Raw genomic sequence first — 16,285 nt, forward strand, 5'->3', positions numbered from 1 at the left:
CGTGCGCCCGTCAGGTCGACGAGCACCCGACCTGAGCGGCAGCTACCTCCGAGAGTTGTTCCACCGCAGCGGGTTCCAGGTAGGTGACCGGCTTGGCCGGGCCGCCGCAGCTGGCTTGGCGTGGCGGCGCCGCGACGGTGCGGACGGTGACGTGCCAGCGGCGGCCGTCGCGATGGGTGACGACAGCGGCACCGGCCAGGGTGGCGTCCTCGGCGGGCGCCGGGGCGGGAGTGACCGTGAGATCGTCGAGCGGCACGGGCGGGAGTTGTTCGCGCACAGCGACTTCGGCCACCTGCCGGATCGGGTCGTAGCACCCGCGGCCGCGCAGGCCGGTCATGGACACCTCGCCCTGCTCCGCGGCGGCGAGCAGGGCACGGGCGGCGGGCACGTCGACCCGCCCGTAGGTCAGGCCAGACGGGAGCAGGACCACGGCGGGCGCGAAGCGGTGGCCGCCGGTGTGGGTGGCCTCCCAGACCCGGCCGGGGTTGTCGGCGGCCAGGGCGGCGGCGATGGGGCGGCCGAGCAGCGCGCAGCACTGGTCGCGTTTGCCGTGCGCGCAGACCAGGACCACCGGATCGTCCACGCGCACACCGATTCCCGGTGCCGGTCCGTCGACGAGCCGCAGGTCGATGTCGAACAGTTCGCGCAGGTCGGTGATCTCGAAGCGCTCGCACCACGAGCCCTCGGGCCGGGAGGAGGCCAGCAGGACGGTGCGCTTCCCGGTGAACTCGTTGCGGCCGGGACGGCGGATCAGCGTGGGCCGCACCTGGGCCGCCGTCGTCCGCGCGGCCAGTTCGGCGGTGATCTCCGGGCCGAGCACCTCGTCGGCGATCACGTCGCGGCCCCAGGCCCCGGGATGCTCGACGCACAGCCAGCCGGGGGTGTGCACCGCGGTGCCGAGCATCGGCAGGTCGACGGCGGCCGCCGAGCAGCCCATGCCCTCGAACGGGTTCATGACAGCTCCTTCCGCGACCGACCGTCCGGCCGATCCGGAACAGGTGTCGTTTCACTGTAGAACCACGCGCGCGCGGTAGTAAGGGCACCCTCTGTTCCGGAGTGTTCGAGTCGGGACACACCCGATCCACACCAGGCGTTTCGACCGGGGTGCGGCTCGAGCTGCACCGGGCGGGATCGAGCCGGTGTGGCGCGCCGCTCGGATGTCCGGCTACTCGTAGACACCTTCCGCGTGCCAGGAGTCGGCGTCGTAGACGAGCAGGACCACCCGGATCTCGGTGGGGGCGGCGTCGAGCTGGACCTGGGCGCGGGCGGCGGGGGCGGCGTGCTCGGGGCCGGCCCACCAGCGTTCGTCGACCGGCCACGGGCCCGCCCAGCCGAGCAGGGTCCATTGCCGTCGACCCCACCGCAGACGGACGGGGTCGGCGGTGAACAGGCCGCGTGCGGTGACCGCGACGGGGGCGCCGTCGGCGGCGGTCAGTTCGACGGTGGGACGGTGCAGGAGCAGCAGGGTCGGGGCGGGTTCGGGCAGGCGGCCCGGCCAGGGCTGGGCGGGGTCGGCGGCGGGGGTGAGTTCGTCGCCCAGGGCGATCATGGTGATGCGTTCGGCGGGACCGCGCCCGCCGCTGAGCACCCCCACCCGCACCGCCTCGCCGCCGAGCAGGCCCTGCACCCGGACCAGGGCGCGGCGGGCCCGCTCGGTCTCCTCGCCCTCCCCGCCCCACAGGCCGAGCTGGAGCGCGCCCGCGGCGACCACCTCCACCGGTTCCAGGCGCAACGCGACGATCGGCGCGGTGGGACGGTCGCGGTGGGTGAGCCAGCCGTCGAGCTGCCAGCGGATGCGGTCGGCGGTATCGGGTGGGGTGAGCGGACGGGCGCAGCGCCAGATGCGCGAGAGCTCCTCGCCCGCCTCGGTGCGCGCGGTGACGGCCAGCCGGGTGCAGGCGACACCGGCGGCGGTGAGGGCCGTGTGCAGCCGGGTGGCCAGGGCGCGACCGGCGAAGGCGGCCGCGTCGACCCGGTCGATCGGCGGATCGCAGTCCAGGTCGACGGCCAGTTCCGGCGCCACCTGCCGGGCCGAGGGCGGACGTTCCGGCAGGGCACGGGCCAGGCGATGGGCCAGCACGGCGTCGGCGCCGAACCGCGAGGCGACCTCGGTGGGGGTGAGCCCGGCGAAATCACCGACGCGACGTAAACCCAAGCGGTGCAACAGGTCCACCAGGTCGGCTCGCTCGGGCGGGGCCAGTGCCGGTTCGGCGGCCAGCTCGGCCACCGGCAGCGGCGCCAGATAGTTCGCGCCCTCACCCGGCCGCACGATCGCGGCGCGCCGGGCCGCCAGCACCGCCGTGGACATGGCGTCGGCGATGCCGATCTGCGCTTCGGCGCCCGCCACCGCGACGGCATCGATGAGACGCACCGCCGCCGCTTCCTCCGAGCCGAAGAAGCGGGTGGCGCCGCGGGTACCGAGGACGAGCAGCCCTGGCCGCAAGACCTCGACGCCGGGGACGGTCGCGTCGACGGCACCGACGACCGGCTCGAACAGCCTGGCATCACGGTCCGGATCGTCCTGGGCGACAAGCAGATCAGGGCACCTCGCCTGCGCTTCCCGTCGATTCAGCCCGACCCGCACGCCCTCGAGACGGGCGAGTGCCGAACACGACACCACCCGGCTCCCCCGCAGTACCGCCACCGGACGATCCGTCGCCACCCCGGCCGCCGCGGCCGCCGCCACCGCGGGCCAGTCCGGACACAGCAGCGCCAGTACACGTTCCGCGCGCGTCATCACGACACCTCCGAGTGCGCCGCCACCGGCGACGCCGCGGTCACCCCCGCCACCGCGGACCGATCCGAACACAACAGCGCCAGCACCCGCTCCGCGCGCGTCATCACGACACCCCTGGCGCGCGACCACCGAACGTGTCGCAGACATCCACAACTGCGGACCAGCCCGGAACCCTCAGTGCCCGTCTATATTCCGCGCGGATCATCGCCCGCCGCCACACCGGGGTCTGCCATCGTCGAACGGAGACTGCCCGTCCCGACCGGGCCTCGGTCAGAGCAGGCGCGGCTCGGACGCGCGCGTCGACGCCCGAGGTCGGCCTCGGCTCGGTGCCCGGCGCCATCGAGCCGGTCGCCCAGGCCACGGACCGCCTGCCCGTCACGACACCGCCTCCCTGAGTTCGCGTACCTCCGCCGAGCGCGAAACCGGTTCGCGCGCGAGCCATTCCGTACGACCCGCCGCGGCGCACAGGTCCATCCGGCCGTGTCGCGGCGGGCCCGCCTTCGCGCTGACCCGCACGTCGAGGCAGACCGAGCGCAGGCGGCCGCGGCCGGGACCGAGACCGTCGTACCCGGTGACGCGGGTGTCCAGCCGCAGCGCCGGATCGGCCCAGGCGCCGCCCGCGACGACCAGGGTGGCGCCGCGGTTGCGAGCCCTGGCGGCCAGGACACGGCAGCGGGCGGGCGGGACGGCACGCCCGGCGAGACCGAGGACCACCAGATCGAGTCCGTCGAGCAGGACGGCGGCCACTTCGGCCGGATCGGGGCCGGGATCGGCGATCACCGCCAGCCGGGACAGCTGCGCGCCCATCTCGGCGGCGGCCAGCAAACCGAGCCGGGGCAGGCCGACCACCGCGGCGTACCCACCGTCGCCGGTCACCGCGGCCAGCAACCCGGAGAGCAGTGAATGCGCACCGGAGTAGGCGACCACCGCGCCTTTGGGCAGTCCGCCATCGGGCAACAGGTCGGCGAGCGGGGCGGGTACCGGCAGCAGATCGCGGCTCAGTGGCTGCTCACCGGGCATGTGCCGGGTGGCGCTCGTGCGGTGGCCCTGCACCGCTGCCATGCGGCGGCGCAGGTCGTCGAGCGTGTCTTCCCGCGCGGCGACCTCGGGTGAGGACGCATCCGAACCCATCAACACCACCCACTTCCCGATGGACCCGCGTGCGGAGACCGCTCAGCACCGCCGACCGCAGCACCATTCCAGCTATCGATCGTATTCGAATATACGTTCGATAGCGACCAGCGTGACACCCACCCCTCCCCCGTGTCCACCGCGGGGGCCTTATACCCGCGCGCCGTGATACCGGCCAGTCATCGGCATATTCGGCTACCCTCGCACCCGTGACCGAACGTGCTCGTCCCCATATCGGCCCCGACTACCTCGTCGCGGGTCGCTACCGCCTTCAGTCGAAACTGGGCGGCGGTGGCATGGGCGCGGTCTGGCTCGCGACCGACCGGCTGCTGAACCGGGACGTCGCCATCAAGCAGGTGCTCTCCACGGCCGGATTGAGCGAGGCCGAGGCCGAGGCGATCCGCAGCAGCATCGTGCACGAGGGCCGGGTGGCGGCCAAGCTGTCGCACGAGCACGCCATCGCCGTCTACGACGTGGTGCTCGAGGCGGGCGAGCCGTGGCTCGTCATGGAGCACTTACCCTCGCGCAGCGTGGCCAAGGCGCTGTCGATGGTCGACACGCTGCCCGCGGTGGAGGTCGCCCAGATCGGCGCGCAGGTGGCCGACGCGCTCGCCGCCGCGCACGCCGCGGGCATCGTGCACCGCGACATCAAGCCGGGCAACATCCTCGTCGCCGACCGCGGCCCCGATCTCGGCAAGGCCAAGCTCAGCGACTTCGGCATCTCCCGCGGCGCCGGCGACACCCACGGCGAGGACCCCGAGGGCACCATCACCGGTACCCCCGCCTACCTGCCGCCCGAGGTCGCCCGCGGCGCGAGGCCCACCGAGGCCAGCGACGTGTTCTCCCTGGGCGCCACGCTCTACACCATGCTGGAGGGCCAGCCGCCGTTCGGTTTCGACAGCGACGAGAACGACGTCGTCACCAAGGCCGCGATGGGCCAGATCATCCCGCCCAGCCGCACCGGCATCCTCACCCAGCCGCTGCTGCACATGCTCGAACCCGCGCCGCAGCGCCGCCCGAGCATGGCCCAGGCGCGCGACGAGATCCTCACCGCCGCCTTCGGTCCCGGAACCGCCGCCTACATCCTCGGCGTGCCGCTGCGCACCGAGGACGGCACCATCCCGTCCTGGGCCGCCCGCAACGGGGCCAGCGGCCTGCGCAGCCCGCACTCCGCGCCGCTGCCGCGTCCCCAGCGCGCGCCCGTCGCCGCACCGGCCGCGGCGCCGCGCGCCGGCAGCTTCCTGGACAACCTGCCCAACGGCGCGCCGCTGGCCATCGGCGCGGGCGTGCTGATCGGGCTGGTCATCCTCATCGCGATCATCATCGCGGTGATGTAGCTACTCGATGCGGCGGCGGTGGGCCCAGCGCGTCAACGCGTTCCGGTTCGACTGCTGGGTCTTGCGCAGCACATTGGAGGCGTGCGTCTCCACCGTCTTCACCGAGATGAACAGGGTCTCGGCGATCTCGCGATAGGTGTAGCCGCGCGCGAGCAAACGCAGCACCTCGAGTTCGCGGGGCGTGAGCGAATCGAGTTCGGGATCGAGCGGCGGCTCCGGGACCGGCGAGCGGCCGGTGAACGAGTCGAGCACGAAACCGGCAAGGCGCGGGCTGAAGACGGCGTCGCCGCCGGCCACCCGGCGGATACCGTCGGCCAGTTCGGCGCCGGAGATCGTCTTGGTGACGTACCCGCGCGCACCCGCCCTGATCACCGCGATCACGTCCTCGGCGGCATCGGAGACACTCAGCGCCAGGCACACCGGGCCCTCCGCGATGCCGGTCAGCACCGCGACGCCGCCGCCGTCGGGCATGTGCACATCCAGCAGCACCACATCGGGGCGCGCGGCATCGATCCCGGCCACCGCCTCGGCCACGCCGCCCGCCTCGCCGACGACCTCCATATCGGTCTCGCGGCTCAGCTCGGCGCGCACGCCCGAGCGGAACACGGCGTGATCGTCGACCAGGAACACCCGAACACTCACTGACAGCTCTCCTCATCCCACCGTGCGATCGGCTCGGTTCATCGGTACCACAGCGCACCACTCCGCCGCCGATCCCGGCGCGGAATCGGGCGCTCAGTCGCTGGTGCGCTCCTCGGCCGCGGACCGGGCCGTGGCCGACCGGTGCGCCGCCGCGCGGTCCGCTTCGGACCGGCCGGGTACGGCGCCGACAGCACCCGCCCCCGGGTCGCGGGCCGGTACAGCGGCGTCGGGCCCGGCGACCGGCCTCGTCACGGCGGTACCGGAATCGCGAGCCGGGGTGGGCTCGGCGGTACCGGAATCGGTGTCCGGGGCGGGCTCGGCGGTGCCGGAGTCGGTGCGCGGCATCACGATCCGTACCTCGGTGCCGCGACCGATGGTGGAGTCGATCTCGGCGGTGCCGCCGCGGCGTTCGACCCTGGCGCGGATGGACTTCGCGATGCCGCGCCGGTCGTCGGCCACGGCGGTGATGTCGAAGCCGGCGCCGCGGTCGCGGACGAAGATGCTCACCTGGTGCGGCTCGGCCTCGGCGAACAGATCGATCTCGGGGACGTCGGCGTGCTTGGCGGCGTTCACCAGCGCCTCGCGGGTGGCGCCGAGCAGGGCGGTGAAATGCTCCTTCGGCAGGCCCGCGCCGGTATCGCCGGGATCCATCGCGACATCGCCGACGGTCACCGGGGTGACCTTCACCCCGTGCTGGTCCTCCACCTCACCCGCGATCATGCGCAGGGCGGTGGCCAAGCTGGAATGGGCCGGCGCGGTGTCGTCGAAGAGCCATTTGCGCAGTTCGCGTTCCTGGCTGCGGGCCAGGCGCAACACTTCCTGCGGGTCCTCGGCCTGGCGCTGGATCAGGGCCAGCGTCTGCAGCACCGAATCGTGCAGGTGCGAGGCGATCTCCTCGCGTTCCTCGTTGCGGATGCGGGCGCCGCGCTCGGCATTGAGCGCGCGGACCATGCGCAGCCACAGCGGCACCGTCAGCAGCCCGGCGCCGATCAGGGTGACCGCCACCGCGATCAGCGCCGACCCGAGCGAACTCAGGTCGATCCTGGCCAGCACCACCACACCGAGGCCGAACACGATCAGCGTCGCCCCGGCCACGATCCGCGACCAGGTGATCACCGACGGCCGCGCGGGCAACCCGAACAGGGCGCGCGGGCCCGGCGCGGCGACGTCGTACTCCCGCCACACCAGCGCGGCGCCGACCGCGATCACCACGATCGGCGCGATCACCCGTGCCGCGGTGCCCTGGAACAGCCAGCCCACCGTCGCGGTGAGACCGAGCCCGAGCAGGGCGAGGCCGATGGCCTGCCTGCGCTCGTCGCCGGTCGGTTTCGTCGCGTCACCGCCCGCGGGGGTAAAGATCCACAGCAGCCCGTAGGCGACCAGACCGGCGCCCATCAGCGCGGACAGCAACACGAACGCCATCCGCACCTTGAACACGTCGACGCCCAGATGATCGGCCAGCCCGCCCGCGACGCCGCCGACGACCCGTCCGCCGGTCCGCCGGACCAGCCGCCGGGTCTCCGACAGCGGCGCGCCGATCGGCTCCGGCCCCGGCGCGGGCAGCATCGGCCGGTAGCCGCGCGGGACGCCGTAGCCCGCGGGCGCTCCCTGATACGGCTGCATGGAGCGATAGGACTGCGGCGGGAGGTAAGGCTGCGGCGCACCGTAGACGGCGTTCCCGCCGCCGAAGGTCCGAGCCACGAATCGCTGCGGGCCGCGCGGCCGGTGCCCGCCACGCGGATTCGCCGCGGCGCCGGGGCCGGACCCCGCGACGCCCTGCGGCGGGAAACCCGGGTTCCGCGCGCCGTCGAACCCGGGACCTGTTCCTCGGGCGACGTAGCCGTTCGGCACGGCGCCACGATCAGGTGCGGCGGCGCGGGCGGGAACAGACGGATCCATCCTTCGATAGTGGCACGCCCCGCCGAGCACCGGCATCGGGAATCTCCCTGATCTTGCCGCTTTCCGCGCTCGGGGGGACGCGTAGGCTGAGCAGGTGAAGCAACTGTGAAACACCTGACCGTCGGCCTCGTCGCGACCTCCCGTAAAGAAAACGAACACCGGCTGGCGATCCACCCGGCCCACCTGGATCGGATCGATCCGGGAATACGCGGTCAGATCTTCCTCGAACACGGCTACGGCGCCCGATTCGGCTACCCGGACGACCTCCTCGCTCCGCTGGTCGCGGGCTTTCGCACCCGCGCCGAACTGTTCGCCGAATGCGATGTGCTGCTGCTGGCCAAGCCACTCGCCGAGGACCTCGAACAGATGCGACCCGGCACGATCGTGTGGGGGTGGCCGCACTGTGTGCAGGACCGGCGGATCACCCAGCTGGCCGTCGACCGCGAGCTGACCCTGATCGCCTGGGAGGCGATGAACCACTGGACCGCGGCCGGGCATTTCAGTGTCCACGTGTTCCACAAGAACAACGAACTGGCCGGCTACTGCTCGGTCATGCACGCACTGCAACTGCGCGGCGCCACCGGCGATTACGGCCGACGGATGCGCGCGGCGGTGATCAGTTTCGGCGCGACCGCGCGGGGCGCGGTGCGGGCGCTCTCGGCACTGGGCATCAGCGATGTGACCGTGCTGACCCAGCGCAGCGTGTCCGCGGTGGCCTCACCGTTCGCGTCGGTGCGCATGCAGCATTTCCAGCGCGACCCGGCCGACCCCGGTCGCACCCTCGCACTGGAGGGGGCGGAACCCGGACCGCTGGCGCAGGTTCTCGCCCACTACGACGTGATCGTCAACTGCATGTTCCAGGACACCGAGGAACCGCTGATGTTCATCACCGACGACGATCTCGGCCTGTTCCCCAGGGGCACGCTGTTCGTCGACGTCTCCTGTGATGAGGGCATGGGCTTCTCCTGGGCCCGCCCCACCACCTTCGCCGACCCGATGTTCACCGTCGGCGCGGGTCTGCACCACTACGGCGTCGACCACAGTCCCTCCTTCCTGTGGGAGTCGGCCACCTGGGAGAACTCCGAGGCCCTGCTCGAGTACGTGCCGACCGTGCTGGCCGGGCCCGCGGCCTGGGACGGCGACGAGACCATCCGCCGCGCCGTCGAGATCCGCGAGGGCCGGGTGCTCAACCCGCGCATCCTCTCCTTCCAGGGCCGCGCCGCCGATCATCCGTACGCGGTGGTCTGACCTGGTCCGATGCTGTCCGGTCCGGACAGAAATCCCCGCCCACCTGGGCATTCACCGGCATCACCGGTCGACGGACACCGCCGGCGACGATGCCGGACCGGATAACCGGTCACGGCCCTCCCACCTGCGGATATTCGCGCTCCCGCCGGGTTTGCGGCGGCCGTGACCGGGGCCGCGTTCCTACGTTGATGGCAGGCCGGAATCCACGGCCGTCAGTCAGGGGAGGAACGTTGAACATCATCACGACCGTGCTCGGGGCCACCGCTGTCGCACTCGCCACCCTCGGGCTCGCACCCGTCGCGGCGGCCGGTCCGATGGCGCCGCACGAAACCACCTATCTGGGGCCGGAGGGCTTCCAGATGACCCTCGGCCACACCGACGAGTCCTACCGGCAGGTGCCCGCGCTCAACGCCATGCCGACCAACCGGGAGGTGTTCCTGAACAACACCGCCTACGTCACCGCGCCGGCCGGAGCCACCGGCACCCTCGAATCCGGTTACCTCGTGGCCTGCGCCGTGGATCTGGAGCTCTCCGTCGGACTCGACGGCGGCATCGCGGTCGACGCGGGGGCGTCCGCGGGCTTCGGTTCGTCGGGGCCCGACGCGTCGGTCGACATCGGTCCGTCGATCTTCGCGGGGATGGATCTGAGCCTGACGCTCGCGCCGGGCGAGATCAAGAAGATCGATGTCGGGAGCATGCCGCTCGGCACCGGCACCACCTACCTGGTGAATCGCGACTTCCACCTGATGGTGGGCAATTGCGGTGGCCCGCTCGACATCTACTCCTGGGCGACGGTCACCGCGAGCACCCCGCAGGTGAGCGCGACCAACTCGATCTTCGGCGACACCATGTTCCTGTGAGCCGATCGGGGCCCGGCACTGTGCCGGGCCCCGATCCACCGAATACCATTCCCCTCGGTCGTTTTCATCGAACGGGGGGTTCCTTGACCACTGTCGATCCGCACAGTGCTTCGCCGCGTGCGGCTTTCGCGCAACGCTTCGCCGAACTCTATGCCGCCGCGGGCAATCCGACCCTCCGCCGGGTCGCCGCGGCCACCGAGCGGCGCATGCGCGGCACGCAGGCCGGCACGCCGTCGCCACAGCGGATCAGCGACTGGAAGGCCGGACGCAATGTGCCCGCCCGCTTCGAATCGCTGCTGCCGGTGGTCCTCACGCTCGTCGACCTCACCGAGAAGGCCCAGCGTGAGCTGCCCCGCCGGCTCGCCGACCCACACGAATGGCGCAGGCTGTGGCAGGAATCGGTGACCTGGACGGCCACCGTCACCGAGGGCGACACCTGCCCCTATCCCGGCCTGCGCGCCTTCCGCGCCGACGAACGCCCGCTGTTCTTCGGCCGCGAGCAGGCCACCGCCGAATTCGTCGACCTGGTCCGCGCCACCACCGGGATCGTCGTGCTGATCGGTGCCTCCGGCGCGGGCAAGTCCTCGCTGCTGGCCGCGGGCCTACGCCCCGCCCTCGACCTGCCCTCGGCCACCATCACCCCGGGCACCGCGCCGATGGCGGCGCTCGCCGCCGTCGACACCGACGAGCCGCGCGTGCTGATCGTCGATCAGTTCGAGGAACTGTTCACCCTGTGCCCCGACGAGGCCGAACGCACGGCCTTCCTCACCGCGCTCGCCGACCTGACCACCCGCGCCGCCGACCCGCTCACGGTCGTCCTCGCCCTGCGCGCCGACTTCTACGAACGCTGCCTGCACCACCCGGTATTGCGGGACAGCCTGCGACGCAACAACTATCTGCTCGGACCGATGTCGATGGACGAGGTGTCGCGAGCGATCACCGGGCCCGCGACCGCCGCCGGACTCACCCTCGAACAGGGCCTGGAAGAGCTGGTCCTCAGCGAATTGCGCGGGCTCGGCGCGCACGCCGACACCGACGCCTACGATCCCGGCTCGCTGCCCCTGCTCTCCCACGTGATGGCCGCGACCTGGCTTCAGCGCGAGGGTCGCAAACTCACCGTCGCCGGGTATCGCACGGCGGGCGGCGTCGCCGGCTCGGTCGCCGAGACCGCCGAACTGGCGTGGAGCGAGCTGACCCCGGTCCAGCAGGAGGCCGCCCAGGACCTGCTCGGCTCGCTGGTCACCGTCGGGCAGGACGCCCGCGACACCCGGCGCACCGCAGGCCGCGGCGAATTGCTCTCCCACAGTGCCGATCCCGACGCCACCGCGCAGGCACTGGAAGTCCTCGCCGCCAGCAGGCTCGTCGCCCTCGACGCCGACTCGGTCCAGTTCACCCACGAGATCGTCCTCACCGCCTGGCCCCGGCTGCGCGGCTGGATCGCGACCGACCGCGTCGGCCACCTCGTCCGCCAGCGCCTGGAAACCGACGCCGGCGAATGGGAGGCCGCCGCCCGCGACCCCGCCCTGCTCTATCGCGGCACCCGCCTCGACAGCGCCACCGAACACGCCCGCTCCACCACCAGCCCCCGCTCCCGCGCCTTCCTCGACGCCTCACGCCGCTCGGCCCGCCTCGGCAAGCGCTGGCGACTCGGCGCCGCCATGATCGTCGTCGCGCTACTGGGCACCGGCGTCGTCGCCTGGGACCGCGGCAAGCTCGCCGACCAGCGCACCGCGGACCGCGATCACGCCGAACTGGTCGCGGCGGCGCAGCGGACCAGGGCGAGTGATCCGTCGCTGTCGGCGCAGTTGTCGCTGGCGGCCTATCGGATGCGACCGGACCCGTCCACCCGCGCACAGCTGCTGACCACCCAGGAACTGCCGCTGGCCACCTCCGTGCCGGGCCACACCTCCGACATCACCGCACTCGTGGCGCGCGCGAGCGACGGCAGGCTGGCTTCGCTCGACTACGACCAGAAGGTGTCACTCTGGGACACCACCGACCCCGCCGGGCCGCGGCAGATCGGCGGTGAATTCGGCGTTCCGGTCGGCCGGCTGGCCTTCGTGCCGCACAGCACCGAGGCGGTCACCGACGGCCCGGCCGGCCTACAGCTGTGGGACCTGGCCAGGCCGCGGGCGCCGCGGCTCCTGCACAGCCTCGGGATCGAGAAGCGGAACTCGATCGCCGCGGGGCCGGACGGCACGCTCCTCGCCGAGGCCGGCGCCGACTCGTTCACGCTCTGGCGGATCGGTGACCGCACCGAGCCGACGCGCACCGCGCGGGTGGATCTGCCCGCCGCGCGCGCCGGTCAGGCACATCTCGTCGAGTTCAGCCCCGACGGAAAGCTGCTCGCGGTGGGCCGGGTGGTCCATGACGCCGGTGTCGCGGACAGCATCCAGCTCTGGGACATCCGCGACCCCCGCACACCCCGCCCGGTCGGATCACCGATATCAACCGCGCCCGATGCCTACCTGTGCGACCTCGCGTTCAGTCCGGACGGCACGACGCTGGCAGTCGCCGCCTACGGGCCCACCGAGACGAGCTCGGCACGCACGGGTCGGGTCGAACTGTGGCATATCGCCGAGGCCGCCGAGCCCCGGCGAACCGGCACCATCCACACCGACAACAGCACGCTCAGCTCGATCGACTTCAACGACGGCGGAACCGTTCTCGTCACCAGCTCGGCGACCGCGGGGCAGCTGTGGAACATCACCGACCCGGGCCGGCCGGTAGCGGCGACGCCGATGCTGTCGACCAGTCCGGCGTCCTGTGACCGCGGCCCGGCGTCGCCGTGCAGCACCGGGCTGCGGTCGCTGACTTTCCTGCCCGGCAGACCACTGTTGGCGGGGGCAGGCAGCGATGGCGCCCTCGCTGTGTGGACGCTGCCGTCCTCGCTGGTGGATGTTTCGCCCGGCTCACAGCTGCCACCGGTGTTCGACAATGCCGGAGACCGGATGGTGATCGCGGATGTAGCCGGCGCCGTGGCCATCTGGGATACCTCCGATCCCGCGCGCCCGCGACGGCTGTCGACCCTTCCCGGCGGGACGAACCGTTTCAGCCCGGAGCTGAGCCCCGACGGTCGCACGCTGTCGATCCAGGACCAGCCGTCCGATCGCAGACTCGTCTTCGACCTGACGGATTCCCAGCGGCCGAAGCCACTGCCGGCCTGGCCGACGGGTTTCGTCGTCCAGTCCCAGGTACAGGCCGGCCGCATGGTGACCGCGGATTCGCACGAGGTCCGAATATGGGACGTCAGCGATCGGCAGGCACCGATCCGCGGCGCCACACCGATCGTCCCGACCGAGGGTGCGGACGAGGTGTACATCAACGCGCTGTCGGCCGACGGCACGCGCCTGGAGGTGGTCTCCTACGACCGGGAGGACACCGACAAGCCGTTCGCCACCCACCTGTGGAGCATCGAGGACCCGCACCGCCCGACCCTGCTGGGAACAACCGAACCCGACGGGAACACCGAGGCCTTCAAGCTGTCGCTGCTGCCCGACGACCACACCGCGATAGTCGCCGATACCGATTCCTTCGCGGTGTGGCGAACCGAGTCCGGACTCGAACGGCTCTCCGCGCCGATCCGCACCGAGGGCGTCCACATCATCGCGATGTCGACCGCATCCGGCCACACCTTGGCCGTCACCGCCAACGACCGCACCACCGAACTGTGGGACATCGCCGATCCCCGGGCGCCGCGTCTCGTCAGCGCGCCGATCGGGCGCAACGATGTCCGGAACCGGCTCACGGCGCTGCATCCGGACGGTGGCCATCTCGCCGTCGTCACCGACAGCGGCCAGTTCGGGATGTGGGACCTCGATCCGGAGCGAGTGGCCGACCGGATCTGCGCGGCCACCGGTGACCTGCTCACCGAGCAGGTCTGGCGGCGTCAGCTCCCGAATGTCCCCTATCTCCCACCCTGCTCCTGAACCCGGGCAAACCTCAGGGTTCCCCCCGATGCGGAAAAGGGCTGGTCGGGCAGACCATGGAACCCATGAGCAGAACGAGCTTCGGTGACCAGATCCAGCAGATGTGGCATACGCGGCCCGTCCGGCTGCCGCGGCAGGGGCCGATCGCCGGTGTCGCGGCCGGGTTCGGGCTGCGGTACGGGATCGATCCGGTGCTGCTGCGGGTGGCGTTCGTGGTGTCGACCATTTTCGGCGGCGCGGGCATCGTGCTGTACCTGCTGGCCTGGCTGGTGCTGAGTTCCGCGGGGAACGAGGTCTCGGCGGCCGAGGCGCTGACCGATCACGCCAGGGGCGGGCATTCGCAGACCAAGACGATCGTATTGATCGTCGCGCTGGCCATCGCGGTCTCGACCATGGGACCGATCGGGCTCGGGCTCGGCGGGTCCGGCGTGGTCAGTATGGGGCTGATGCTGGCGGGCTGGTGGATGCTCTACATCCGGCATCCCGAACTGCCGACCGGCTTCGACACCTACCGCGCCGCGGCGTACGGCACCGGCGACTACCCGCCGGTGGGCTACCCGACCGGCGTTCCGGTGCGCGGCTACCCGTACACCCCCGACGTGCCGCCGACCGGCATGTACACGCCCTACACGAAGCTGCCCGACGCCTACGTCCCCGACCCGGCCACGGCGGCCGCCGAATCCACGCCGCTGCTGCGCGTCGACGCCACCGACACGGTCGTCCTGCACAAGAACGCGGCAGCGCCCTCGTCGGCGGATGAGCTCGAAACACGCGCCATCCCAGTGCAAGACGCCGCCCACCAGACCGTGGCACCTTCCGCCGCATCAGCAGCGGCGTCCACCACTGCGGCCCCCGCGCACGAGGGGTCCGCTATCGCCGCGGACGACTCCGATCGCTCAACCGATGCTCCCGTCGTTCCCGACGAGGCGTCCGCGACACAAGAAGCCGCACCCACGACCGACGCACCTACCGAGCCGTCTTCCGACCCGGCGAGTTCCGTTCACCTGGTGAAGGTCGCCGACGCGGCTTCGACTTCCGCCCCCGTGGACGCTGAATCGTCGCCGGCACAGCCTGCCGAATTCACGCATGCGGCAGCCGCCGCCGAACTCGCTGCCCCACAGTCCGATTCGAGCATCGACCTCGGCGAACGCAGCGGCGAACCGGCGACGTCCGTCCTATACAAGGACTTCCCGCAGGCGGGCTACCCTCGCGCCGGCGCCCAGGTTCCCCCCGGCATCGACCCGCTCAGCATCGCCCCGCTGGCCTGGGAACTCCCCGAAGCGGCCCCGCGCTACGCCGTCGCCGCCCCACCACCGCCGAAGCGGCCCCGCTCGCGGCTCACGCCGGTGACCATCGGGCTCGCGATCCTGGCCGCCGCCGTGGCAGGGGCGGTCGCCGCCTCGGGCGTCGAATGGATGACACCGGCGCGGATCGCGGCCTTCGCACTGGCCGTCGTCGGCCTCGGACTCATCGCGGGCGCCTTCCTGCGCCGCGGCTACGGACTGCTCGTCCTCACCGCGCCACTGGCCGGGTTCGTCCTGCTGGCCTCGCTGATCGGGCCGGTGGATTTCGAGGGCAGAGCCGTCGGCGAACGGCTCTGGGCACCGACCTCGGTGACCGAACTGCAACCGCGCTACGCGCTCGACATCGGTTCGGGCACCTTGGATCTGCGCGGCCTGGAGCTCACCGAATCACGGACCGTGGAGGTCGCGGTGAACATCGGTGACGCGAAAGTACTCCTGCCGGAAGGAATGACAGTGAACACGACCTGCGATGTCCGGGTTGCGGAATCGGGCTGTGTCGACGGGATCACCGGCCCGAACACCCCCGGCGCCCCGGTCCTCGACCTGCGGATCAAGATGCACCTCGGCGATGTGGCGGTGACCCGTGACTGACCAGACCAGCACCGAACCCCGCCGCCGCCCGGCCTTCTCCCTACTGGTCACCGGCCTGCTCGCCCTCGCGGTGAGCGTCTGGGCCCTGCTCGGCGCGCCGACGCCCGGCGACGGCGGCATCCTGCCCCTCGGCTGGGGCGTGGTCCTCGCGGCCATCGTCGTCGGCCTGCTGCTCACCTTCGCCCCGAGCCGCAAACGACGTTGAGCGACAACCGCACACCCTGAGACACGACAATGGCCCGTCCGCGAAGACGGGCCATTGTCGTCGGAGGACGAACGATGAACGAAGGCAACGGTTCCGGAGAAACCAGACCCCCGGCTCGCCCGATGACCGGTGTACCGCTGGGCCGACTCCTCTTGGCCTACCGGCACACACCACCGATCGCCACAGCGACCACCACGTTTTCGGCCGCCGCGGGGGGGGGGGGGGGGGGGGGGGGGGGGGCGGGCGCCGCGGGGCGCGCGGCGCCCGGGCGCGGGGGCGGCCGCGCCCCCCCCCCCGCGGGGGGGGCGCGCGCGCGCGGGGGTTTTCCCCCCCCCCCCGCGGCCCCCCCGACGCGGCCGAAAACGTGGTGGTCGCTGTGGCGATCGGTGGTGTGTGCCGGTA

The 16,285-nt window shown here is 72.2% G+C and carries 11 protein-coding genes; 6 read left to right on the forward strand and 5 right to left on the reverse strand.

Translation table 11 applies throughout. From position 1 onward, the window contains the following. Positions 1-10: 10 nt before the first annotated feature. The 3 genes from QH270_RS32880 to QH270_RS32890 form a co-directional block, all read right to left on the reverse strand. Positions 11-955: a sucrase ferredoxin gene (locus QH270_RS32880; RefSeq protein WP_280348575.1), complete on the reverse strand. Its 945-nt coding sequence runs from the start codon at positions 953-955 to the stop codon at positions 11-13. A gap of 210 nt (positions 956-1,165) precedes the next feature. Further along, complete coding sequence (locus QH270_RS32885; RefSeq protein ID WP_280348576.1) at positions 1,166-2,737, reverse strand: DNA polymerase Y family protein; 1,572 nt, start codon at positions 2,735-2,737, stop codon at positions 1,166-1,168. A 375-nt stretch (positions 2,738-3,112) separates the two neighbouring features. Further along, positions 3,113-3,868 carry a hypothetical protein gene (locus QH270_RS32890; protein WP_280348579.1) on the reverse strand — a complete coding sequence of 252 codons (756 nt, stop codon included), beginning with the start codon at positions 3,866-3,868 and terminating at the stop codon, positions 3,113-3,115. Between the two features lie 209 nt (positions 3,869-4,077). On the opposite strand from QH270_RS32890, the gene QH270_RS32895 reads away from it, so the two are divergent. Beyond that, positions 4,078-5,205 carry a serine/threonine-protein kinase gene (locus QH270_RS32895; RefSeq protein WP_280348581.1) on the forward strand — a complete coding sequence of 376 codons (1,128 nt, stop codon included), beginning with the start codon at positions 4,078-4,080 and terminating at the stop codon, positions 5,203-5,205. Here QH270_RS32895 and QH270_RS32900 read toward each other — a convergent pair whose 3' ends face one another. Together QH270_RS32900 and QH270_RS32905 are read right to left on the reverse strand one after the other, a co-directional pair. After that, positions 5,206-5,847: a response regulator gene (locus QH270_RS32900; RefSeq protein WP_373867128.1), complete on the reverse strand. Its 642-nt coding sequence runs from the start codon at positions 5,845-5,847 to the stop codon at positions 5,206-5,208. It lies immediately after the preceding gene. A gap of 93 nt (positions 5,848-5,940) precedes the next feature. Next, entirely contained in the window at positions 5,941-7,413 is a 1,473-nt protein-coding gene (locus QH270_RS32905; RefSeq protein WP_280348600.1) for an ATP-binding protein, read from the reverse strand. Between the two features lie 438 nt (positions 7,414-7,851). Here QH270_RS32905 and QH270_RS32910 point away from each other — a divergent pair, with 438 nt between their 5' ends. The 5 genes from QH270_RS32910 to QH270_RS32930 all read left to right on the forward strand — a co-directional run bounded on the left by QH270_RS32910 (position 7,852) and on the right by QH270_RS32930 (position 15,883). Next, positions 7,852-8,994 (forward strand): N(5)-(carboxyethyl)ornithine synthase, encoded by a 1,143-nt coding sequence (locus QH270_RS32910; protein WP_280348583.1) that lies wholly within the window; start codon positions 7,852-7,854, stop codon positions 8,992-8,994. Between the two features lie 230 nt (positions 8,995-9,224). Continuing rightward, positions 9,225-9,854: an MspA family porin gene (locus tag QH270_RS32915; RefSeq protein WP_280348586.1), complete on the forward strand. Its 630-nt coding sequence runs from the start codon at positions 9,225-9,227 to the stop codon at positions 9,852-9,854. A gap of 83 nt (positions 9,855-9,937) precedes the next feature. Then, positions 9,938-13,783: an NACHT and WD repeat domain-containing protein gene (locus QH270_RS32920; RefSeq protein ID WP_280348588.1), complete on the forward strand. Its 3,846-nt coding sequence runs from the start codon at positions 9,938-9,940 to the stop codon at positions 13,781-13,783. Positions 13,784-13,848: 65 nt separating this feature from the next. After that, positions 13,849-15,678 (forward strand): PspC domain-containing protein, encoded by a 1,830-nt coding sequence (locus QH270_RS32925; RefSeq protein ID WP_280348590.1) that lies wholly within the window; start codon positions 13,849-13,851, stop codon positions 15,676-15,678. Next, entirely contained in the window at positions 15,671-15,883 is a 213-nt protein-coding gene (locus QH270_RS32930) for a hypothetical protein (protein WP_280348592.1), read from the forward strand. Before QH270_RS32925 ends, QH270_RS32930 begins: the two co-directional genes overlap by 8 nt. Positions 15,884-16,285 lie beyond the last annotated feature (402 nt).

Source organism: Nocardia neocaledoniensis, assembly GCF_029868625.1.
Classification (GTDB): domain Bacteria; phylum Actinomycetota; class Actinomycetes; order Mycobacteriales; family Mycobacteriaceae; genus Nocardia; species Nocardia neocaledoniensis_A.